This window comes from Aurantimonas aggregata (assembly GCF_010500835.1).
Lineage (GTDB): Bacteria > Pseudomonadota > Alphaproteobacteria > Rhizobiales > Rhizobiaceae > Aurantimonas > Aurantimonas aggregata.
In genome coordinates this window covers 1-18,486 of record NZ_JAAAMJ010000027.1, presented here as the reverse complement: position 1 = coordinate 18,486, position 18,486 = coordinate 1, and the positions used below count along the sequence as shown (strand labels likewise).

General features: G+C 66.5%; 18 protein-coding genes. 6 read left to right on the top strand and 12 right to left on the bottom strand.

Features of this window, described 5'->3' with window-relative positions:
• Positions 1-310: 310 nt before the first annotated feature.
• From GTW51_RS20700 to GTW51_RS20680, 5 genes are all read left to right on the top strand, one after another.
• Complete coding sequence (locus tag GTW51_RS20700; protein WP_163045949.1) at positions 311-1,318, top strand: TRAP transporter substrate-binding protein; 1,008 nt, start codon at positions 311-313, stop codon at positions 1,316-1,318.
• 74 nt (positions 1,319-1,392) lie between these two features.
• Positions 1,393-2,688: a TRAP transporter large permease gene (locus GTW51_RS20695; protein ID WP_163045948.1), complete on the top strand. Its 1,296-nt coding sequence runs from the start codon at positions 1,393-1,395 to the stop codon at positions 2,686-2,688.
• A complete protein-coding gene (locus GTW51_RS20690) occupies positions 2,688-3,194 on the top strand; it encodes a TRAP transporter small permease (protein ID WP_163045947.1) in 507 nt (168 codons plus the stop codon). The genes GTW51_RS20695 and GTW51_RS20690 overlap by 1 nt, the downstream gene beginning before the upstream one ends.
• 14 nt (positions 3,195-3,208) lie before the next feature.
• Entirely contained in the window at positions 3,209-3,982 is a 774-nt protein-coding gene (locus GTW51_RS20685) for an SDR family NAD(P)-dependent oxidoreductase (protein ID WP_163045946.1), read from the top strand.
• Positions 3,983-4,060: 78 nt separating this feature from the next.
• Entirely contained in the window at positions 4,061-5,443 is a 1,383-nt protein-coding gene (locus tag GTW51_RS20680; RefSeq protein ID WP_163045945.1) for an NAD(P)H-dependent oxidoreductase, read from the top strand.
• 105 nt (positions 5,444-5,548) lie between these two features.
• Here GTW51_RS20680 and GTW51_RS20675 read toward each other — a convergent pair whose 3' ends face one another.
• From GTW51_RS20675 to GTW51_RS20620, 12 genes are all read right to left on the bottom strand, one after another.
• A complete protein-coding gene (locus tag GTW51_RS20675) occupies positions 5,549-6,580 on the bottom strand; it encodes a 4-hydroxythreonine-4-phosphate dehydrogenase PdxA (RefSeq protein ID WP_163045944.1) in 1,032 nt (343 codons plus the stop codon).
• Positions 6,581-6,610: 30 nt separating this feature from the next.
• Complete coding sequence (locus GTW51_RS20670) at positions 6,611-7,885, bottom strand: TRAP transporter large permease subunit (RefSeq protein ID WP_163045943.1); 1,275 nt, start codon at positions 7,883-7,885, stop codon at positions 6,611-6,613.
• A 5-nt stretch (positions 7,886-7,890) separates the two neighbouring features.
• A complete protein-coding gene (locus tag GTW51_RS20665) occupies positions 7,891-8,502 on the bottom strand; it encodes a TRAP transporter small permease subunit (protein WP_163045942.1) in 612 nt (203 codons plus the stop codon).
• 83 nt (positions 8,503-8,585) lie between these two features.
• Positions 8,586-9,584, bottom strand: a complete 999-nt coding sequence (locus tag GTW51_RS20660) for a TRAP transporter substrate-binding protein (RefSeq protein ID WP_163045941.1) — start codon at positions 9,582-9,584, stop codon at positions 8,586-8,588.
• Positions 9,585-9,619: 35 nt separating this feature from the next.
• Entirely contained in the window at positions 9,620-10,540 is a 921-nt protein-coding gene (locus GTW51_RS20655) for an amidohydrolase family protein (RefSeq protein ID WP_163045940.1), read from the bottom strand.
• Positions 10,541-10,604: 64 nt separating this feature from the next.
• Complete coding sequence (locus GTW51_RS20650) at positions 10,605-12,125, bottom strand: tripartite tricarboxylate transporter permease (protein ID WP_163045939.1); 1,521 nt, start codon at positions 12,123-12,125, stop codon at positions 10,605-10,607.
• A gap of 2 nt (positions 12,126-12,127) precedes the next feature.
• Positions 12,128-12,598 (bottom strand): tripartite tricarboxylate transporter TctB family protein, encoded by a 471-nt coding sequence (locus tag GTW51_RS20645; RefSeq protein WP_163045938.1) that lies wholly within the window; start codon positions 12,596-12,598, stop codon positions 12,128-12,130.
• Positions 12,599-12,609: 11 nt separating this feature from the next.
• Entirely contained in the window at positions 12,610-13,575 is a 966-nt protein-coding gene (locus GTW51_RS20640) for a Bug family tripartite tricarboxylate transporter substrate binding protein (RefSeq protein ID WP_163045937.1), read from the bottom strand.
• A gap of 115 nt (positions 13,576-13,690) precedes the next feature.
• Complete coding sequence (locus GTW51_RS20635; RefSeq protein WP_343034084.1) at positions 13,691-14,599, bottom strand: NAD(P)-dependent oxidoreductase; 909 nt, start codon at positions 14,597-14,599, stop codon at positions 13,691-13,693.
• 115 nt (positions 14,600-14,714) lie between these two features.
• On the bottom strand, positions 14,715-15,497 hold the full coding sequence (locus GTW51_RS20630; RefSeq protein WP_163045935.1) for an enoyl-CoA hydratase: 783 nt from the start codon (positions 15,495-15,497) through the stop codon (positions 14,715-14,717).
• The gene (locus GTW51_RS20625) at positions 15,494-16,678 is read right to left on the bottom strand and encodes a CaiB/BaiF CoA transferase family protein (RefSeq protein WP_163045934.1); all 1,185 of its coding nucleotides are present in this window, start codon (positions 16,676-16,678) and stop codon (positions 15,494-15,496) included. Before GTW51_RS20625 ends, GTW51_RS20630 begins: the two co-directional genes overlap by 4 nt.
• Before the next feature lie 138 nt (positions 16,679-16,816).
• Positions 16,817-17,566, bottom strand: a complete 750-nt coding sequence (locus GTW51_RS20620) for a GntR family transcriptional regulator (protein ID WP_246233309.1) — start codon at positions 17,564-17,566, stop codon at positions 16,817-16,819.
• Positions 17,567-17,751: 185 nt separating this feature from the next.
• Between GTW51_RS20620 and GTW51_RS20615 the strand changes: the two genes are divergently transcribed.
• Positions 17,752-18,222, top strand: coding sequence for a TRAP transporter large permease subunit (locus GTW51_RS20615; RefSeq protein WP_163045932.1), 471 nt, complete (start codon positions 17,752-17,754; stop codon positions 18,220-18,222).
• The last annotated feature ends 264 nt before the right edge of the window (positions 18,223-18,486 follow it).

Here is an 18,486-nt window from a genome sequence, read left to right as displayed (position 1 = left end):
GCAGGAGATCGGAAGTTGGAGCGCGGACGGCCGGCACCGCTTGACCAAGTTCTTATATCATATATCATCCACGATATCAGGCTTCGCGATCGTGGCCGAAAGCCCTGTCGGGGTCGGGAGAGGAGCCCGACCGGCCGTGATCCGGACCTTGTCCGGCGTGACGGTTGGACCTTGGCCGGGCGGGAGAAGGCATGGGCCCCTTGGAGGGCGATGCTTGTCGGGCAGCCAAGCGATGGCAGCCTGACATTTGCCGGTCGTCGGGGGGCAGCTTCCCGCGGTGACCGAACGGGTGTGACCCACGGGAGGAACCATGTCACAGATCTTTCGCTTGAACCGTCGAGCTGTTCTTGCAGGCGGCCTCGCCGCCCCCTTCGTGCTGCGCTCGCCCTTTGCCTTCGCAGCGACCGAGCTGCGGCTGACCCATCCCGCCGACACCTCGCACCCGATCCACTCGGCCGCCGAGGCGATGGCGGCCCGGATCGCCGAGCGCACCGGCGGGGAGATCACCATCTCGATCTTCCCCTCCAACGCGCTGGGGTCGCCGACCGACACCGCCCAGCAGACCCGTCTCGGCGCCATCGACTTCATCCTGATGAACCCGGCCAACATCGAGGCGCTGTCGAACAGCATTGGGGCGATCAACATCCCATACCAGTTCGACGACTACGCGCATGCCCATCGCGTGCTCGACGTGACCGCGCGCGACTGGATCGAAGCGCAGCTGATGGACGCCGGGTTCGCCTGGATCGCCAACTTTGAGTGGGGCTTTCGCGCCCTGTCCAACAGCCGCCGGCCGGTCAACACGCCGGAGGACGTCACCGGGCTGAAGATCCGCGTTCCGCCGGAGCTAGCCATCAAGGCCGCCTTCGAGGCACTCGGCGCATCGACCCAGACGGTGGCTTTCCAGGAGGTCTATCTCGCCCTCGCTAACGGGCTGGTCGACGGCCAGGACAACCCGGTCTCGACCACCTTCGCGGCCAAGTTCTACGAGGCGCAGGACCATCTGGCGCTGACCAAGCACATCTACGCAACCATCATGATGTGCGCCAATCCGCGGGTCTGGAACGGGCTGACCGAGGAGCAGCGCGCCATCATCAGCGAGGAGGCCGCGACCGCCGGTGCCGCTGCCCGCGAGGCGGTGCAGAGCAGCGAAGAGGACTACATCACGCAGATGGAGGGGCTGGGCGTCGCCGTGACGCGTCCCGAGGTCGAGCCGTTCCGGGCCCGCATGGAGCCGGCCTACGCGCAGCTGCGCGCGGCGCTGGGAGAGGAGACCTGGACCACCTGGGCCGAGCTGGTCGAAGCCGGCAAGGCCTGATCCGGGCTTCGAGCGACCAGGGGATCGGGTGTCGGCGACATCCGATCCCGCCATGCTGAGTGGGGACCGCAGCAATGTTCACGGTGGCGATTCTACTGGCGATCTGCATCGTCATCCTTGGCGGCATCCCGATCGCGGTCGCGCTCGGGCTCGTGGCGGCGGTCACCATGGTCGTGACCGTCGGCCCGGACCTCCTGTTCATCTTCATCCAGCGCACCTACGCCGGAACGACCTCGTTCCCGCTCCTGGCCATCCCGTTCTTCGTCCTTGCCGGCAATTTGATGAATATCGGGGGGACGACGGAACGCATCTTCGCCGTCGCGCAGCTGCTGATCGGGCGTATCCGTGGCGGGCTGGCCTATGTGAACGTGCTGGGCAGCCTGATCTTCGCCGGCATGTCCGGTTCGGCCGTGGCCGACGCGGCAGGGCTCGGCGTCATCCAGCAGCGGGCCATGGAAAACGCCGGCTTCAAGGCCCGCTACGCGGCGACCATCACGGCCGTTTCCTCGACCATCGGCCCGATCGTTCCGCCCTCCATTCCGTTCGTGATCTACGGCAGCCTCGCCAACATCTCGGTCGGGGCCCTGTTTCTCGCCGGCATCCTGCCGGGGCTCGTCATGGCCCTCTCGCTGATGATCATCATCACGGTCTCGGCGTCGTATCTGAACCTGCCGCGTGGCGAGCGCCTTCCCCCTTTCGCCGTCGCGGCACGCACGGTGCTGGTGGCGCTGCCGGCGCTGATGCTGCCGCCGATGATCCTCATCGTCATCTTCACCGGCATAGCCACTCCCACCGAGGCCGCCGTGGTCGCGGCCGCGATCGCCTTCGGGCTGGGCCGGTGGGTCTACCGCGAACTCACCTATGCGGATGTCGCCAACGTCTTCTGGGAGAGCGCGCGCCAGACGGCGCAGGTGATGTTCATCATCGCCCTGTCGGCGCCGTTCAGCTGGGTGCTGATCCAGCAGCAGATCCCCAACGCGATCCTGCAGGCACTGCTCGGCATCTCGAGCGAAGCCTGGGTCGTGCTCCTGATCATCAACGTCGTGCTGCTGATCCTCGGCATGTTCATCGAGGGGATCGCCCTGATGATCATCGCCTACCCGGTGCTGATGCCGGTGGTGCTCAGCCTCGGCATCGATCCCATCCATTTCGGCGTGATCCTGGTGCTGAACCTGATGATCGGCCTCGTGACGCCGCCGGTCGGGCTCTGCCTCTACGTGGTCGCCGGCGTCGCGAAGGTTCCGATCGCCGAGATCACGAGGGAGATCTGGCCATATCTGCTGGGGCTGATCGCGAGCCTGCTCCTGATCACCTTCGTGCCAGCGATCTCGCTCTGGCTGCCTAATTACTTCGGCTATGGTCTCCAGTGATGATGCGCGTGCTGCAAAGCCTCGACCGGGCGATCGGCCTGTTCTGCAAATATGGCAGCATCGCCTTGCTGTTGGTGCTGTTCTTCCTGCTCGGACTGTCGATCATCCTGCGGCTCGTGCCGCTGTTCACGATCAGCGGCTATGACGAGGTGGTGGAGTTCCTGTTCATCTGGCTGATCGTGCTGACGACGGTGGCGCTCTGGCGCGAAGGCGTGCTGTACCGGGTCACGCTGTTCGAGACGATGCTGCCGTTGCGGGGCCAGGTGGTCCTTGCCGTGGTCACTAATCTGGCAATGCTCGGCCTCGCCCTGATCCTCGTCTATTACGGCTGGCTCTTCGCCGTCAGCGCGGGGGAGACGGCACCGTTTCTCCGGATCAACAAGGTGTATTGGCACGCCGCCCTGCCGGTGGGCGGCGTTCTGATGTCGATCTACAGCGTCGTCTGGCTGTGGCGGGTGATCTGGCAACGAGAGACGCTGGACCAGAACAACAATCTGATCGGGTAATCGGGAGAAATATCATGGGTCGTGTTCAAGGCAGGGTGGCGATCGTCACCGGCGGCGCGGGGGGAATTGGTTCCGCGATCGGCAGGGTGCTGTGCCAGGAGGGCGCCGGCGTCCTGCTCGTCGATGCCGATGCAACTGCGCTCGAGGAAGTCGCCGTGGACATCCGCGCCGGGCAGGGGGACGTACGGCTGGCAACGCTGGTGGCAGACGTCGGACAGGAGGCGAGTGCCGGGCAGATCGTGGCCAAGGCCCGCGATGCGCTCGGACCGATCGACACGCTGGTCAACTGCGCCGGCATGCGCTCCTACGGGCCGCTCGCCGACGCGAAGACGGAAACCTGGGAGCGGATCCTTGCGGTCAATCTTCTCAGCTACGCCTGGCTGACGCAGGCGGCGATCGGGGATCTGCGCGCTTCGGGCCGGGGCAGCGTGATCAACGTCTCCTCGACCCATGCGGTCAACCCGCGGGCGGGCATGGGACAGTACGACGTAACCAAGGCGGGTATCGTCTCGATGACGAAGACGCTCGCCTTCGAGGAGGCAAAGCACGGGCTTCGCGCCAATGCCGTCTGTCCCGGCCTGACCTTCACGCCGTTCCACCGCAAGCGCGCCGAGGCGGCCGGACGCACCCAGGAGGACATCGACGCGGAGGCGCAGGGCGGCTGCCTGATGGGTCGCTGGGCCGATCCGATGGAGATGGCCTATCCGGTGCTCTGGCTGGCCTCGGACGAGGCGTCCTACATGACGGCATCGGTCATCATGGTCGACGGCGGCCGCTTCGTCACCTGACACTCGGCGCAACACCAGGACGCGCAGCCGGTCGCGGGGAGCGACCGGCTGCGCCAGGCAGGGCGGGCGGAGGATACGATGAACTTTCACACCTATTTCGCGGGAGCGGCGGTCGTCGAGACCTGCATCGTGGGGACGGGTGGCTTCGGGCGCAGCTTTCTCGTCCAGGGTCTGCGCGTCCCGCTGATGAACGCGCGGATTGCCGTCGACGTCGACGCCGAGAGCGCCGCGCAGGCCATTCAGTCGGCGGGCGTGGCTCGGGACGCGATCGCGATCTGCCGGACGCCGGACGAGGCGGAAGCCGCCTGGTCGGCCGGAAAGCACGTTGCTGCCGGCGATATCGCGGTCGTGATCGGCCTGCCGTTCGCGGTCCTGCTGGAAGCGACCGGCCATCCCGAGGCCGGTGCGCGTCATGCACGCCTGGCGATCGAGGCTGGCAAGCATGTCGTGATGGTCACCAAGGAGGCTGACAGCGTCGTCGGGCCCGGGCTGGCGCTGCTCGCCCGGCAGAAGGGCGTCGTCGTCACGCCGGTGGACGGCGACCAGCCGAGCCTGCTGATCTCCCTCGTGACATGGGCGGAGCTTCTGGGGTTCGAGATCATCGCGGCAGGAAAGTCCAGCGAGTACGATTTCGTCTACGACGCGGCCGCGGGAACCCTCACCAGCAACGGCGTCACGATCGACGCGGGCGCGTTCGCCGGTCTCGACCGGCTCGGAGACGCCGACGCCGCGGCACGGGCGAAGGCCCGGTCGCAAGCGGCGGCAGAATTCGACCAGCACCTCGTCCCCGATCTCTGCGAGATGAGCCTCGTTGCCAACGCCACCGGCCTGACTTTCGATCGGAAGGATTTTCATGCGCCGATCGCCCGCATCGACGAAGTGCCCACCTTCCTCTCGATGAAGGCGGATGGCGGTCTGCTCGACACGAGCGGAAGTCTCGACGTCTTCCATTGCCTGCGGTCGCCCGACGAGATCAGCTTCGCCGGCGGCGTGTTCGTCGTGGTGCGCTGCGAGGACGAGGCCACCTGGGACATGCTGGCGGAGAAGGGGCACGTCGTGAGCCGAAACGGCGCGACCGCGATGATCTACAATCCGCGTCACCTGCTGGGACTGGAAGCGGCCACCAGCGTACTGGCGGCGGCGATCCACGGCGTATCCCAGGGCATGGTCGAACCGACGCATCGCGTCGACCTCGTCGCCCGCGCCGATGTCGACCTGCCGGCCGGGACGCTGCTCACCGCAAGCGGACACCATCACCGGATCGAAGGGGTGTCGGGCCGCGTCGTGCCGGCGCAGCGACTCGCGCCCGACGCTCCGGTTCCGTTCTACCTGGCGGCGAACCGGACGCTGGTCCGTCCGGTCTCGCGCGGGCAGACCATCCTGCTGGCCGACATCGCGGTCGATGCGGGATCGGACATGTTCGCGCTCCGCCAGATGCAGGACGCGCATTTCTTCGGCTGAAGGGCGACGATCGGGCGCTCGAAGCCCGACGGACCGGCAGGGCGCCCACCCTGCCGGTCCTTGGCCTGGCACCGGGTCAGGGGCGACAGGCCCTGGCCGGATCGATCAGGCGGCGGCCTTCCGGCGCGCGGCGATGCGGCACGCCAGAAGCAGCGCCTCGACGCTCGCGCCGATATTGGCGATGCCCTGTCCGGCGATGTCGTAGGCGGTGCCGTGCGCCGGGGTGCAGATGGGGAAGGGGAAGCCGCCCATCAGGGTGACGCCGAGGTCGAAGCCCATCAGCTTCATCGCGATCTGGCCCTGGTCGTGGTACATCGTCAGCACCGCGTTGCAGAGCCCCTTCTTCGACCGCAGGAACACGGTGTCGGACGGCCACGGCCCGTCGACGGGCAGGCCCTCGGCGATTGCGCGGCGCACGGCTGGCTCGAGAATGGCGATCTCCTCGGTTCCGAAATTGCCGCCGTCGCCGGCATGCGGGTTGAGCGCCGCAACGGCGATGCGTGGCTCGGCGACGCCCGCCAGCCGCATGGTCTCGCAGGTCAGCCGCAGCTCGCGCAGGATGCCGTCCTCGGTGATCGCGGCCGCCACCTGCGACAGCGGGATATGCGACGTCACGCGGGCATTCCAGATGTCCGGCAGGACGTTGAACTCGCGCGCGGCGCCCGTCCATTCCAGCACCCGGCAGACGAAGCGGTTCTCGTCGTCATAGTCCGGATTGACGTAGCGCATCGCCTGCTTGTTGAACGGCGTGAAGCAGACGGCATCGGCCTTGCCGGCCGCGGCGAACAGCAAGGCGCGCCGGAAGTTCTCGCTGGCGAACGCGCCGCCGACGGCCGTCGCCTTTGCCGGGGTGACGTCCTTCGGGTCGAGATGGCCGAGATCCACCAGAACGTGCCGGTCCGTGCCGGCGGCAAGAGCCGCATCCTCGTCTGCCACGACGGCGAGATCAAGCGAGACCCCGGCGATTTCCGCGCCCTGTTCCAGCACGCGCCGGTCGCCCAAGACGATGATCGCCGCGTTGTCGCGGACCGTCTGCGAGACCAGAAGCTTCGCCGTGAGTTCGGGACTGATGCCGGCGGGGTCGCCCATGGCGAGGGCAATGGTCGGGCGGGCGTTGGTGGAAGGATTTGTCATCATCTGCGGTTCCATTACTTGTTCGAGGAAGGCCTATTGCAGCATTCGGGGGAGCCAGAGCGTCAGGTCCGGCCAGAGCGTCATGACAAGCAGTGCCACGACGAGCGGGACGTAGAAGGGCAGGACAGCCCTCAGGATCGACCACATCGATATCTTCGCGACGTCGGACAGCGTGAACAGGGCCAGCCCGAGCGGTGGTGTCAGCAGGCCGATCATCAGGTTGAACACGAAGATGATGCCGAGATGGACGGGGTCGACGCCGGCCATGACGAGCGGGGCGGCGACCAGCGGTGCGACCAGCAACGTGGCCGTCGTGCTGTCGAGGAACATGCCGACGATGAGCAGGAGGACGTTGACCACGAGCAGCAGGATCAGCGGATCGGTCGAGATGGTGAGCAGGGCGAGGGTGAACATCTGCGGCAGCTGTTCGACGGCCATCACCCAGCCGAACAGGGCGGCGGCCGACACGATGATCAGCACCGCAGAGGTCGTCTTGATCGTCTCGAACAGCGCGAACCGGAAGCGCCGCCAGGTCAGGCCGCGATAGACGAACAGGGCGATGAAGAGGACGTAGGCGACGGTCACCGAGGCCGCCTCCGTCGGGGTGAACATCCCGTTGAGCATGCCGCCGACCAGCAGCACCGGCGCGAACAGGGCGGGCGCCGCCTTGACGAACGTCGTCCAGACCTCCCGTGCGGTGGGCCAGCGGCGGGAGCGCGGATGGTTGTAGCGGAAGGACAGGAACGCGACCGTCAGCATCAGCAGGACGGTGTAGAAGATCGCGGGCAGGATACCCGCGACGAGCAACTGCACGACCGAGACGCTGGTGACCGAGCCGTAGATCACGAGCGGGATGGAGGGCGGGAAGATCGGGCCGACGACGGCCGAAGCGCCGGTGACGGCGGCCGAGTAGGAGCGCGTGAAGCCCGCCTCGGTCATCGCCTTGATCTGGATGCGGCCGAGCCCGCTGATATCCGCCAGTGCCGCGCCGGACGTGCCGGAGAAGACCAGCGAGCCGATGACGTTGACCTGGGCAAGGCCGCCGGGAACGCGGCCGCCGAGGGTCTGGGCGAAGCGGTAGATGTGCCCGGTGATGCCCGACTGGTTCATCAGGCTGCCGACGAAGATGAAGACCGGAACCGCGACCAGCGGGAACGAGTCGAGCGCATAGGTCATGCGCTGGGCCATCAGTTCCAGGGGGAAGCCCTGCATGATGACGTAGATCAGCGCCGGCACCGCGATCGCCACGACAACGGGAAAGCCCAGGATGAAGAGGGCCATGAAGGCAAGGATGATGATGATCGCCACGACCGCTACTCCCTGCTGCGCTGTTCGGCTAGGAGATCGAAGTCGGCCGGCGGCTCCTCCTCCATGGGAAAGGTGATGTAGAGCGGCCGGTTCTGCAGCACCTTCAGAAGCTGGACGGCGCATTCGACCGCGGTCATGGTAAAGCTGGCGAGCGCCGCCCCGAGAAAGATCCAGTAGGGGATGCCGAGCGTCGGCGTGGCGTTGTCGAGATTGCTGCGGATGGCGATGAGGCTTGCCACCGCCATCACCGCGAAGGTCGTGGCCGCGGTGGCCGCCGTCAGCACCTTGAGCATGCGCAGCGCGCGTTCGGGCAGGATCGCGACGAGTTCTTCCATGCGGATGTTGGCGCCGGCGGCAACCACGTAGGGCAGCGCGAGGAACACCGAGCAGATCAGCATGAAGCGCGTCAGTTCCTCCACGCCGACGACGGGGCGGGCGAAGATCTCGCGAAGCACGACCTGGATGAACGGGAGCGAGACCATCACGGCGAGCACCGTGAGGCTCGTGATCCGGAAGACCCACCGGACCGGTTCGAGAAGACGGTCGATGGCGTAATGGCGACTGTCAGCCGTCGCCAGGATGCGCGGGACATCCGGAGCCGTGTTGGCGTTCTGCACCTGGTGCCTCTCAGGCAGGAGGATGATCGTTGTCGACGGCGGGGGACCGGAGCCAGGGAAGCTGGCCCCGGTCCCGCCCTGTCCTACTGGATGGCCTGGATCCGCTCGATCAGCGGCGCCCAGTCGGGATAGTCGGCCGCGACCTGCTCGCCGACCGACGTCCGGAACGCCCCGACCTGCAGGCCGTCCGCCTCGGTGATGAAGGTCATGCCCTTTCCGGTGAGCTCGTCGATCAGGTCGGTCTCGGCCTTGAGGCCGAGCTCCAGCGTCTCTTCGCCGACTTCCGCGGCGACCTCGGACATGATCGCCCGGTCCGCTTCGGGGATGGACTGCCAGACATCCTCGTTGATGAAGACCGGCAGCACGTTCTGCATGTGCCCGGTCAGCATGACGTGGGTCTGGACTTCGTAGAGCTTGTTGGCGTTGATCATGGTCAGGGGGTTTTCCTGGCCGATCACCATGCCGGTCATCAGCGCGGTCGGCAGTTCGGCGACCTCGACCGGTGTCGGGATGGCGCCCATGCCGTTGATCATGGTCGTCCAGAGCTGCAGCGGCACGCCGCGGAACCGTTCTCCGGCCAGATCCTCGGGGCCGTAGACGGCCTTGTTCGCCGTCATCTGCCGGGCACCGCGGTAGAGCCGTCCGATGATGCGGACGTTCGCCTGCTCGACCATCTTCCCGGCGAGGTCCTGCATGACCTCCGAGGATGCGGGGTCGGTCGCGGCCATGGCGTGCCGGCCGTCGCGGTAGGCGAACGGCGCCGCGAAGGCCGCGATGTCGGGATAGAGGGTCGCCAGCGAGCCGAACTCGTGGTGGGCGAGGGGAATGGCACCGCTGCGCACGCCGTCGACGGTTTCCTGTGCGCCGCCGAGCTGCGAGTTCGGGAAAACGTCGACGTTCACCCGTCCTTCGGTGCGTTCCTCGACGCGCTTGGCGAACTCTTCGGCGTACCAGTACTGGATGTCGCCTTCAGACCCGACATGGGCATAGCGGATGGTGGTCTGCGCGCTGGCGGACGTGGCCAGCCCCAGCGTCAGCGCCATCGCCGCGACCATCGTCTTCAGTGTCACTCTGCGGTTCATGTCTTTCTCCTCCCGTTGCGGTTGCCGTGGTGCCGTCAGAGCGCGTGCGGCAACCGGTACACACGCGCCGCGTTGTCGTGGAACAGCTTCGCCCGATCTCCCTCCTCGAGATCGGCCGTCGCGGCCACGAAGCCTGAAAATATCGTATCGAAATCGCCGACGAGCGAGTCGACCGGGAAATTGCTGGCGAACATCGCCCGCTCGACGCCGAAGATCGCGATGGCGTCCCTGATGACCGGGCCGTTCGCCTCGACGGTCCACGGCAGGCCGGGAAGGCCGATCCCCGAGATCTTGATGAAGACGTTCGGCAGCGACGCGACGTCTTCCAGCGCCTTGTGCCAACCGGCCAGGCCCTCCGGGCTGCGGTCCGAGGGCAGCCCCGTGTGGTTGACGATCAGCGGGATCTGCGGGAAATCGCGGGCGAGATCCGCCGCGGCATCGAGATGCCACCAGGGCGTCTGCAGGTCGTAGGACCAGCCATGGCGCTCCAGCAGCGCGTAGCCCCGCCGCCATGTCTCGTCGTCCATGGAGCCCGCCGCGCCGCGCCGCGCGGCGTCCGGTGAGGGCGCCGCTGCCGGCTTCTGCCGGACGCCGCGGACGATCGGGATGTCGGCGTGCGCCGCCAGGAGCGCTTCCGCCTCGGGCGTGGCGAAATCGCACCAGGCGACCATGACGGTGGGCACGCCCGTCCTTGCCGCCACCTCGCCGACCCAGCGGCTTTCCTCGCCCGCCTTCCGGCGGTTCCACTCAGCCTCGACATAGACCGAGCCGACGACCGGCCAGCCCGCCGTGTCCGCCCGGTAGTCTGCCGGCATGTAGTCCCGGCAGATCGACGAGTAGTCGCCGTAGCGGAACGGGATCCGCTCGTCCTTGAGCCACGGCAGGTCGTTCCGCAGGTCCCAGACATGATGATGGGCGTCGATGACCGCGGCGGGACGGGGCGTGCGGTCGCTCATGGGCGCACCTTCCAGATGCCGCGTGCAGACAGTCGGACCGCGCTTGGCAGACCCAAAACATCGTTCATCGATGGGCTCCGTCATGAGTTTCGGCCCGAGCCGGACGCAACCTGTTCCGCAGCAGACGGAAGAGGGGCAGCGTCCAGACGATGATGGTCACCACGCCCAGTACGCCAGCGATCGGCCGTTCGAAGAAGGCCAGCAGGTTCCCCTGCGAACTGATCAGCGACTGTATTAGGTTCTGCTCGACGATCTTGCCCAGCACGATGCCCAGTACCGCGGGCGCGAGCGGCAACCCGGCGGACTCCATGCCGAAGGCCAGCACGCCGAGCGCCAGCATGATGAGGATGCCGCTCGCGTGATTGTCGATTGCGAAGGCGCCGGTGGCAGCGAGCACCAGAAGCGCCGGCATGATGAGGTTTCGCGGCATGCGCAGCACCAGGCTCGCGATCTTCATCGACAGCATTCCGAAGGGCAGGAGAAGCAGGTTGGCGATCAGGAAGACGAGAAACACCGCGTAGATCAGGTCGGCGTTGTTGATGAACACCGTCGGCCCGGGGTTCAGCCCCTTCAGGTAGAGCACGCCGATCGCGATCGCAGTGATCGTATCGCCGGGGATCGCAAAGACGAGAGCGGGGATCCAGGCGCCGGCGAGGGCGGCGTTGTTGCTGGAGCTGCCGGCGACGATGCCCTCGATGTGACCCTTGCCCCATTTCTCCGGCTCCTTGGAGAACCGTTTCGCGAGGGCGAACGAGATCCATGAGGCAATATCTGCTCCTGCTCCCGGCAACGCGCCGAGCACGGTGCCGAGGCCGCTGCCCCGCAACGCCACGAACCAGTAGCGCCTCGCCGCGCCGAACACCTTGCCCCAGGCTTCGCGGAAACTGGTCTGCGCCACGCGGTGGGTCTCCGCCGGTGCGACGAGCGATCTCAGGATTTCGGGAAGCGCGAACATGCCGATGAGGGCGGGGATGAAGGACACGCCGTCCATGAGCACGTAGGTGCCCATGGTGAAGCGCGGGTAGCCGGTTCCGAAATCCATGCCGACCGTCGCGATGAGAAGGCCGATCATCAGCGACGCCATGCCCTTCAGAACGTCGTCGGTGGCGACGAACACCGCACAGCTCAGGCCCAGGCAGCCGAGCCAGAAGAACTCGAAGCCGCTGAAGCGCAGCGCGAAATTCGCCAGGAGCGGGGATGCCAGGATGAGCACGAGCGTCCCGACGACGCCGCCCACCATCGAAAAGAACGCGCTGGTGCCCAGGACGAAGCCGGCGTCGCCCTTGCGGCTGAGGGCATGGGCCTCTTCCACATAGGCTGCGGAGGCAGGGGTGCCCGGCATGCGCAGCAAGGCACCAGGTATGTCGCCGGCCGCGATGCACATGGCCGCCGCAGCCACGATCGATGCGATGGCCGCGATGGGGCTGAGAAGGAAGGTGATCGGCACCATCAGCGCCACAGCCATGGTCGCCGTCAGCCCCGGCAGCGCGCCGACCACGAAGCCGAACATCGAAGCCGCGACGATGCTCAGCAGGGTGCTCGGCTCGGCGACCAGCCAGAAGGCTGCAACGAGGTTGTCGAGCATGATCAGATCAACCCTTCCAGCAGCCCGGCAGGGAGCGGCACGCGCAACAGTTTCGCAAAAAGCAGGTCGAGCACGATGGTCATTGTCGTCGCCATGGTGATCGAGAAGACCAGCCGCTTCTGCAGCCACAGCGCCAGGACGAGCACCGTCAGGAACGTGATGATCTGGAAGCCGACGATGTCGCCGAGAAAGGCGAAGGACAGGATCGAAGCGATCATCAGGAATGCGGCCGTGGCGGCCGCCCCACCACGGAAGGTCTCGTCGAAGCGGATCGCAAACCCGGCTCCGGCGTGCATCCGGATCGCGCGCAGGAGAAGGAGACTGCCGCAAAGAAGCAGGCCTGCGGCAATGAAGCCCGGGAACAGGCTGGGTCCGAAATACCCAGCCTGTTCGGGAAAGCTGCGCAGGTTCAGGAGAACGGCCAAGCCGAGCAGGGCGACGAACATGCCGGCCAGACCGTCACCGATGCGCATCGTGGCTGCTCCTACTTCTTCAGACGCGAGAAGATTTCGGCCATTGCTTCCATGTCGCTCGCCATGAAGGCGCGGAAATCGTCGCCGCCTCGCCAGACATGGGTGAAGCCACGATCCACGAGCGTGTTGCGGAAGCCTTCGCTGTTGGCGGCGTTTTCCACGGCGGCAAGAAGCACCCTGCGCTCTTCGTCCGGCAGATCCTGCGGCCCCACCACGCCGTGCCACAGCCCGTAGGACCATTCGATCCCGGATTCCTTCAGGGTGGGAATTTCCGGGAAGGCACTGGAACGCTCATCCGCCGAGATGGCGAGGGGCCTCAGCTGGCCTGCCTCGATGAGCGCCTTTGCCTCGACCAGGGAGGCCGTCGAGAAGGTCGAGTTGCCGGCGGCCACGTCGAGGTGTCCGGCCGCTCCGCCCTGGGTGGGAACCCAGATGACGTTCTGGGGATCCACGTCGGCGGCAAGCGTGAAGCCGAGATAGCCGACATGCCAGTTTGCATTGGGCGGGGCGCCGGTCGCCTTCAGGGTGCCGGGATTTGCCTCGATGGCCCCGATGAGTTCCGCAATGTTGGCGTAGGGAGCATCAGCCTTGACCGTGATGCCGCCGGGCAACTCGTTTGTCTGGCCGATCGGCGTCAGGTTCTCCAGCGACAGATCGGCAAGCCCCTGCGGCTTGTAGAGGCTGATGTCGCTGGCGATGACGCCGATGGTGTAGCCATCCGGGCGAGCCTGCGAGATGGCTGTCGTTCCCACGATGCCGCCGCCGCCGGCGCGATTGGTGACGTTGATCGTGACGCCGAGTTCCTTCTCAAGTTCTGCGGCGAGTGTCCGGGCGACGATGTCCGTGCCGCCGCCTGCCGGATACGGCACGATCAGCGTGATCGGGCGGCTCGGGTAGTCCTCGGCGCTTGCCGCTCCACCCATCAGTGCAACCCCCGCCGCCGTGGCGAGCAGCATCAGTCGTTTTGACACGTTCATTATCAGGTCTTCCTCTTTTACTGGCTCAGGTGCTCGCCGCCGACCGCTGAAGCGGAGACGATCATCGATGCGTCGCATCCCCGGACGCACCTTTGTGCGTCCGCTGCCGCAAAGCCTATGGAGACTTGCGTTCGGCGGCGTCGTGTTCGTAGAGCTTCACCACGGCGGCGGAGTCGGTCATCTCGTGGCCGAGCGCGACGTATTCCTTGTAGCGCTGCACGCCCTGTTCGATCACCTTCAGGTCGAGGCCCAGCCCGCGGGAGAACTCGGACACGGCCTTCAGGTCCTTGAGCAGCTGTCGCGCATAGCTCGAGGGAGGATCGAAGGCGCGCTGCTGCATCTGCGGGTAGAGCCGCTGCAGCAGGCTGCTGTCGGCGTGCCCGCCGGCGAGGCACTGCGGCAGGCGGGCGGCGTCGACGCCGGCGGCCTCCGCCAGCACCAGCGCCTCGGCCATCAGGACGTAGCCGGTGCCGACGATCGCCTGGTTGAGGATCTTGGTGGTTTGGCCGGCGCCGACCGGGCCCATGAGCGTCAGGTTGCCCGACATCTGCTCGACGAGGGGCTTCACCGTGTCGAAATCTTCCTGCGACCCGCCGGCCATGACGGTCATCTGGCCAGTGCGCGCGAGCTGCGGCCCGCCGGATACCGGCGCGTCGACCCAGCCGGCGCCGGTGAGGGCCTTGAGCTTCTGAGCCGCATCGCGCGTTCCCTCGGGATCGGCCGTTGAGAAGTCGACGATGACGGCGGGACCCGTTCCGGCAGCGGCGACGCCGTCATCGGCGAAGATGCAGCGCTCGACGGCCGCCATGTTGAGGACGCAGAGCATCACGATGTCGCTGTCGCGGGCGACGGCCGCCGGCGACTCGGCCGCGATCGCGCCATGCGGGACCACGGTCTCCAGCCGTTCCGGCTCGAGGTTCCACACCGTCACCGAGTAGCCGAGATCGAGGAGATGACGCGCCATCGCCTCCCCCATCAGGCCGATGCCGATGAAGCCTATCCGTTGCTTGCCGTTCTGATCCACAGCCCACTCCTCCCTGAAGCCAATCATCCGTCATCCCACCGGCGCGGCGAACCCGCCGCCCCGTCGCGCGCCTCCCAGCAAGGCGACGGAGCCAGTCCCGGTGGCGCCGGCTACGTCAACGCCCGCGCCACTCGGGAACGATCTTGGTGCGCGCCATGAACGCCTCGACCCCGCGCTTGAAATCCTCGCTGCCGTAGACCTCGCTTACGATCTCGTCGGCCTCCGGCAGGTTCTCCAGGGTCATGCGGCGCAGCATCTCCTTGACCGCCCGTGTTGTTAGTGGCGCGTTCTCGGCCGCCCTGGCGCAGATCGCCTCGACCTCGCCGTCGAGCGCGTCTCGCTCCGCCACCTTCAAGAGGAAGCCGTTCGCCAGCAGTTCCGGGGCATGGATGATCTCGCCGAGCAGCACCATCCGCTTGGCGATCGAGACGCCGATCGCGCCGCCGATGCGGGCGAGGGTGAGGGGAGACAGGCAGTTGCCCAGCGTGCGCCCGATCGGCGAGCCGAAGCGGGCATCGGGCGTCGCGATGCGGAAATCGCAGGCGGCGGCGATGTTCAGCCCGCCGCCGACGGCCCAGCCGTCGACGATGGCGATGGTGGTAGCGGGGATCTCGTCGAGCGCGCGCATGCACTCGTCGATCCTCTCTTCATAGGCGATACCGTCGGCGCCGCTGGTAAATTTCGTGAACCCCGAAATGTCAGTACCCGAAACGAACGCCTTGCCGCCGACGCCGCGGAAGGTGACGACGCGAATGTCCGGATCGGCCGCCGCGGCGCGGGCGGCATCCCGCATGTCGAGCCACATCTGGCCGGTCAGGGCATTGAAGGCCTGCGGGTTGTCGAAGCGGATATGCGCGACGCTGCCGACCTTGTCGAAATGGATGCGGGGCTCGCTCATTCGGCGGCCCTGCGCGCCGGGTTGAGGAGGCCCTTCTCGGCCAGTTCCTTGAGGATCTCGTCCTCGTGCTCGTTGAGGAGCGGCGGCGGCCTGCGCACCTGCTGCGGCGTGCCGCTGAGCTTGACCGGGAAGCCGAGGGAGCGGAACTCGCCCTCGATCGGATGCGGCACCATCTGGACCATGTCGCGCGCGACGGCCTGCTCGCTCTCCACCGCCTGACCATAGTCGAGGATCGGGGCGGCCGGGACGCCGGCAGCCAGGAGGGCCTCGATCCACTCCTCCCGGGTCCGTGTCGCGAAGGTCGGCGCCAGATCGTCGATCAGCGCTACCCGGTTGACGACCCGCGCGGCATTGGTCGCGTAGCGCTCGTCGTCCTGCAGATGCTCCACGCCCAGCACCTTGATGAGTTTCAGCCACAGTCCCTGGTTCGCCGAGCCGATGACGAACCAGCCGTCCGATGCTGCGACGGCCTGGTAGGGGGCCGACATGCGGTTGGCCGAACCGATCGGCACCGGCGACCGGCCCGTGCCCCACAATTCCGTGGTCTCCCAGATCGACAGCGCCAGTGCCGCCTCGAAAAGGGAAGCGTCGATATACTGGCCTTCGCCGGAGGTCTGGCGTCCGATAATCGCACTGAGGATCGCATAGCTGGCAAACATCGCGGCGCCGAGATCGGCAACAGCGATCGAATTCTTGGCCGGTTCCATACCAGGGAAACCGTTGGAGCTCAGGACACCGGAGACCGCCTGGGCGATCAGGTCAAAGCCCGGCCGCTGCGCCCACGGGCCGGTCTGCCCGAAACCGGAAATGCTGGCGTAGACCAGCCGGGGATTGATCGCCCGCAGCGTCTCGTAGTCCATGCCGAGCCGCCCGGAGACGCCGGGCCGGGCGTTCTCGACCAGCACGTCGGCGGTCTTGACCAGCGCGTAGAGGGTCTCGCGGCCCTCCTCGGATTTCAGGTCCAGCGTGATGCTGCGCTTGTTGCGGTTCAGCGCCAGGAAGCCGGGACTATCGCTGCCCTTCAGGCGGAAGCCCATCGAGTGGCGGGTCGAGTCGCCTGTCTCCGGCGGCTCGACCTTGATGACATCCGCGCCCATGTCACCCAGCAACATGCAGCAGAACGGCCCCGCCATGACCTGCGAAATGTCGAGTACCCTGATGCCGTCGAGTGGCTGCTTCATACCGCTCCCCCTCCCTGGGATCGTCGAGGCAGATCGAACCGGATCTGCTGATGCGAAGGGGCAGTCAGGGCCGTCGGAACGACGACTGTCGCGCCCCCTAAAATATATTATATATGATGTACCATCGCTGATCGCCTGTCAATCGGCGGGAGCCGTCGCCGCCGCGACCTTCCTGCGGGGCCGGCCACGCCCGATGGAGGGCTTTGCCGTCTCGACAGCCTCGGTCGGCACCTCCCGCTCGCCGCCAGCCGTCATGACGCTGTCCATGCGCTGCCGCGAGGCATGGAGGTGGGCGCGCATTGCAGCCTCTGCCGCCGCCGCGTCGCGCGCCAACAGCGCATCGATCAGCACCTGATGTTCCGAAAGGGCCTTCCGGGTCGCGTTGGTGTTGACGAGGAAGCGAAAGATATGGAGGTGGACGTGCAGTCCTTCGATCGCCTCCGCGATGAACCGGTTGCCGCTGGCGGTGGCGACGAGGTGATGCAGCCGGGCATCGCCTTCGGCGAACTGGGCGTAGGCGACGTCGTTCCCGTCCGCCGCCTCCGCCATCGCGTGCGACAGCGAGACAAGCGTCTGCAGCATCTCCTCGCTGGCGCGCTTTGCGGCCAGGGCAGCCATGGCCGGTTCGATCATCAGGCGGATCTCGAAGAGCGCGTCAATGTCTTCCGGCGTCAGCAGGTTCGCCGCCCGGAAACCGACATTGGGGATCTTGTAGGCGAGTTTCTGCGCCTCGAGCAGCGTCAGGGCCTCGCGGATCGGCGTCTGGGATATCTTCAGCTGCCGTGCCAGTGCCTCGATGCCGATATGCGCGCCGGGCGGGATCTTCATCGTGACGAGCATCGACAGCAGCTGCTCATACGCCATCTCGACGAGCGACCGCGGGTACAACGGGCGATGCTCGTTCAGCTCCATCAAGCGCGCGAAGGGAAATGGCTCATTGGCATTGTGCGACATCGGACACCGGGAAGAATTAATTTACTATAGGATATAGAATTACCGCGATTGCGGCAATCGGTTGATTTCGGTCGCGCTAGCCATGGGGCCTAGCCGGTATTAGCGGGCCTTGCTCCGAAATGTGCCGGCCGGGTCCATTTGTGCGAGCATTTGCGGATTTGTCCGAAAGCGAGCGCGAGGCTTCCTCCCTCGATTCGGCGCACACGGTCGCCCCGCGCGTTCGATGCCGCACGATTGCGAAATCGGCGGTGATGCTCTCGCTCTTCCTCCTAGCCGGCGAAATCATGTCGCGCTGCGGTCTAACCGACCGGCTGATGGATTTCGCCCGGTGTCTGGTCGGGCATTTCCGATCCGGATTGGCGCAGGTCAACATCTCGTTCAGCCGGATGTTCGCCTCGATCCCCGGTTCGGCCTTTGCCGACGTCGCGGCCATGGGGCCTGTCCTCATCCCGGCCATAGAGAAGGAAAGCTATCCGCGCGGCTTCGCCGGCGCCCTGACCGCCGCTGTTCCGCCGAGCATCGTGCTGATCCTCTACGGCTCGACCTTCGGCCACATTCGCTCCCCCGTCGGCGGCCGGCGGAAATGCTAGAATAGGTGATCCTCGTCGGTTGCCCCGCAAGCGCCCTGTCATCGAAAGGTGGCGGGGCGTTTTGATTAGCGCCGCTACGGCTCCAGCACCCGCGCCCCAGCGTCGGGCTTGTGGCCAGATTGGCGCTCCACTTCGCGTGACCTGCCACTGAGTTTTTCCTCCACCTGGAGTTAGAGTCCGGCCTTGATTGAAGGACGGACAGATGAAGCGGAAGCGGGTCACGGACGAGCAGATCATTGCGGTTCTGCGGGAGCACGAGACGGG

Excerpts from the sequence above, each read along its gene's own strand:
- GTW51_RS20615 (WP_163045932.1), top strand. The coding sequence starts at position 17,752 with ATGTGCCGGCCGGGTCCATTTGTGCGAGCATTTGCGGATTTGTCCGAA.
- GTW51_RS20660 (WP_163045941.1), bottom strand. The coding sequence starts at position 9,584 with ATGAACCGCAGAGTGACACTGAAGACGATGGTCGCGGCGATGGCGCTG.
- GTW51_RS20630 (WP_163045935.1), bottom strand. The coding sequence starts at position 15,497 with ATGAGCGAGCCCCGCATCCATTTCGACAAGGTCGGCAGCGTCGCGCAT.
- GTW51_RS20655 (WP_163045940.1), bottom strand. The coding sequence starts at position 10,540 with ATGAGCGACCGCACGCCCCGTCCCGCCGCGGTCATCGACGCCCATCAT.
- GTW51_RS20675 (WP_163045944.1), bottom strand. The coding sequence starts at position 6,580 with ATGATGACAAATCCTTCCACCAACGCCCGCCCGACCATTGCCCTCGCC.
- GTW51_RS20645 (WP_163045938.1), bottom strand. The coding sequence starts at position 12,598 with ATGCGCATCGGTGACGGTCTGGCCGGCATGTTCGTCGCCCTGCTCGGC.
- GTW51_RS20650 (WP_163045939.1), bottom strand. The coding sequence starts at position 12,125 with ATGCTCGACAACCTCGTTGCAGCCTTCTGGCTGGTCGCCGAGCCGAGC.
- GTW51_RS20640 (WP_163045937.1), bottom strand. The coding sequence starts at position 13,575 with ATGAACGTGTCAAAACGACTGATGCTGCTCGCCACGGCGGCGGGGGTT.
- GTW51_RS20680 (WP_163045945.1), top strand. The coding sequence starts at position 4,061 with ATGAACTTTCACACCTATTTCGCGGGAGCGGCGGTCGTCGAGACCTGC.
- GTW51_RS20690 (WP_163045947.1), top strand. The coding sequence starts at position 2,688 with ATGATGCGCGTGCTGCAAAGCCTCGACCGGGCGATCGGCCTGTTCTGC.
- GTW51_RS20685 (WP_163045946.1), top strand. The coding sequence starts at position 3,209 with ATGGGTCGTGTTCAAGGCAGGGTGGCGATCGTCACCGGCGGCGCGGGG.
- GTW51_RS20695 (WP_163045948.1), top strand. The coding sequence starts at position 1,393 with ATGTTCACGGTGGCGATTCTACTGGCGATCTGCATCGTCATCCTTGGC.
- GTW51_RS20700 (WP_163045949.1), top strand. The coding sequence starts at position 311 with ATGTCACAGATCTTTCGCTTGAACCGTCGAGCTGTTCTTGCAGGCGGC.
- GTW51_RS20625 (WP_163045934.1), bottom strand. The coding sequence starts at position 16,678 with ATGAAGCAGCCACTCGACGGCATCAGGGTACTCGACATTTCGCAGGTC.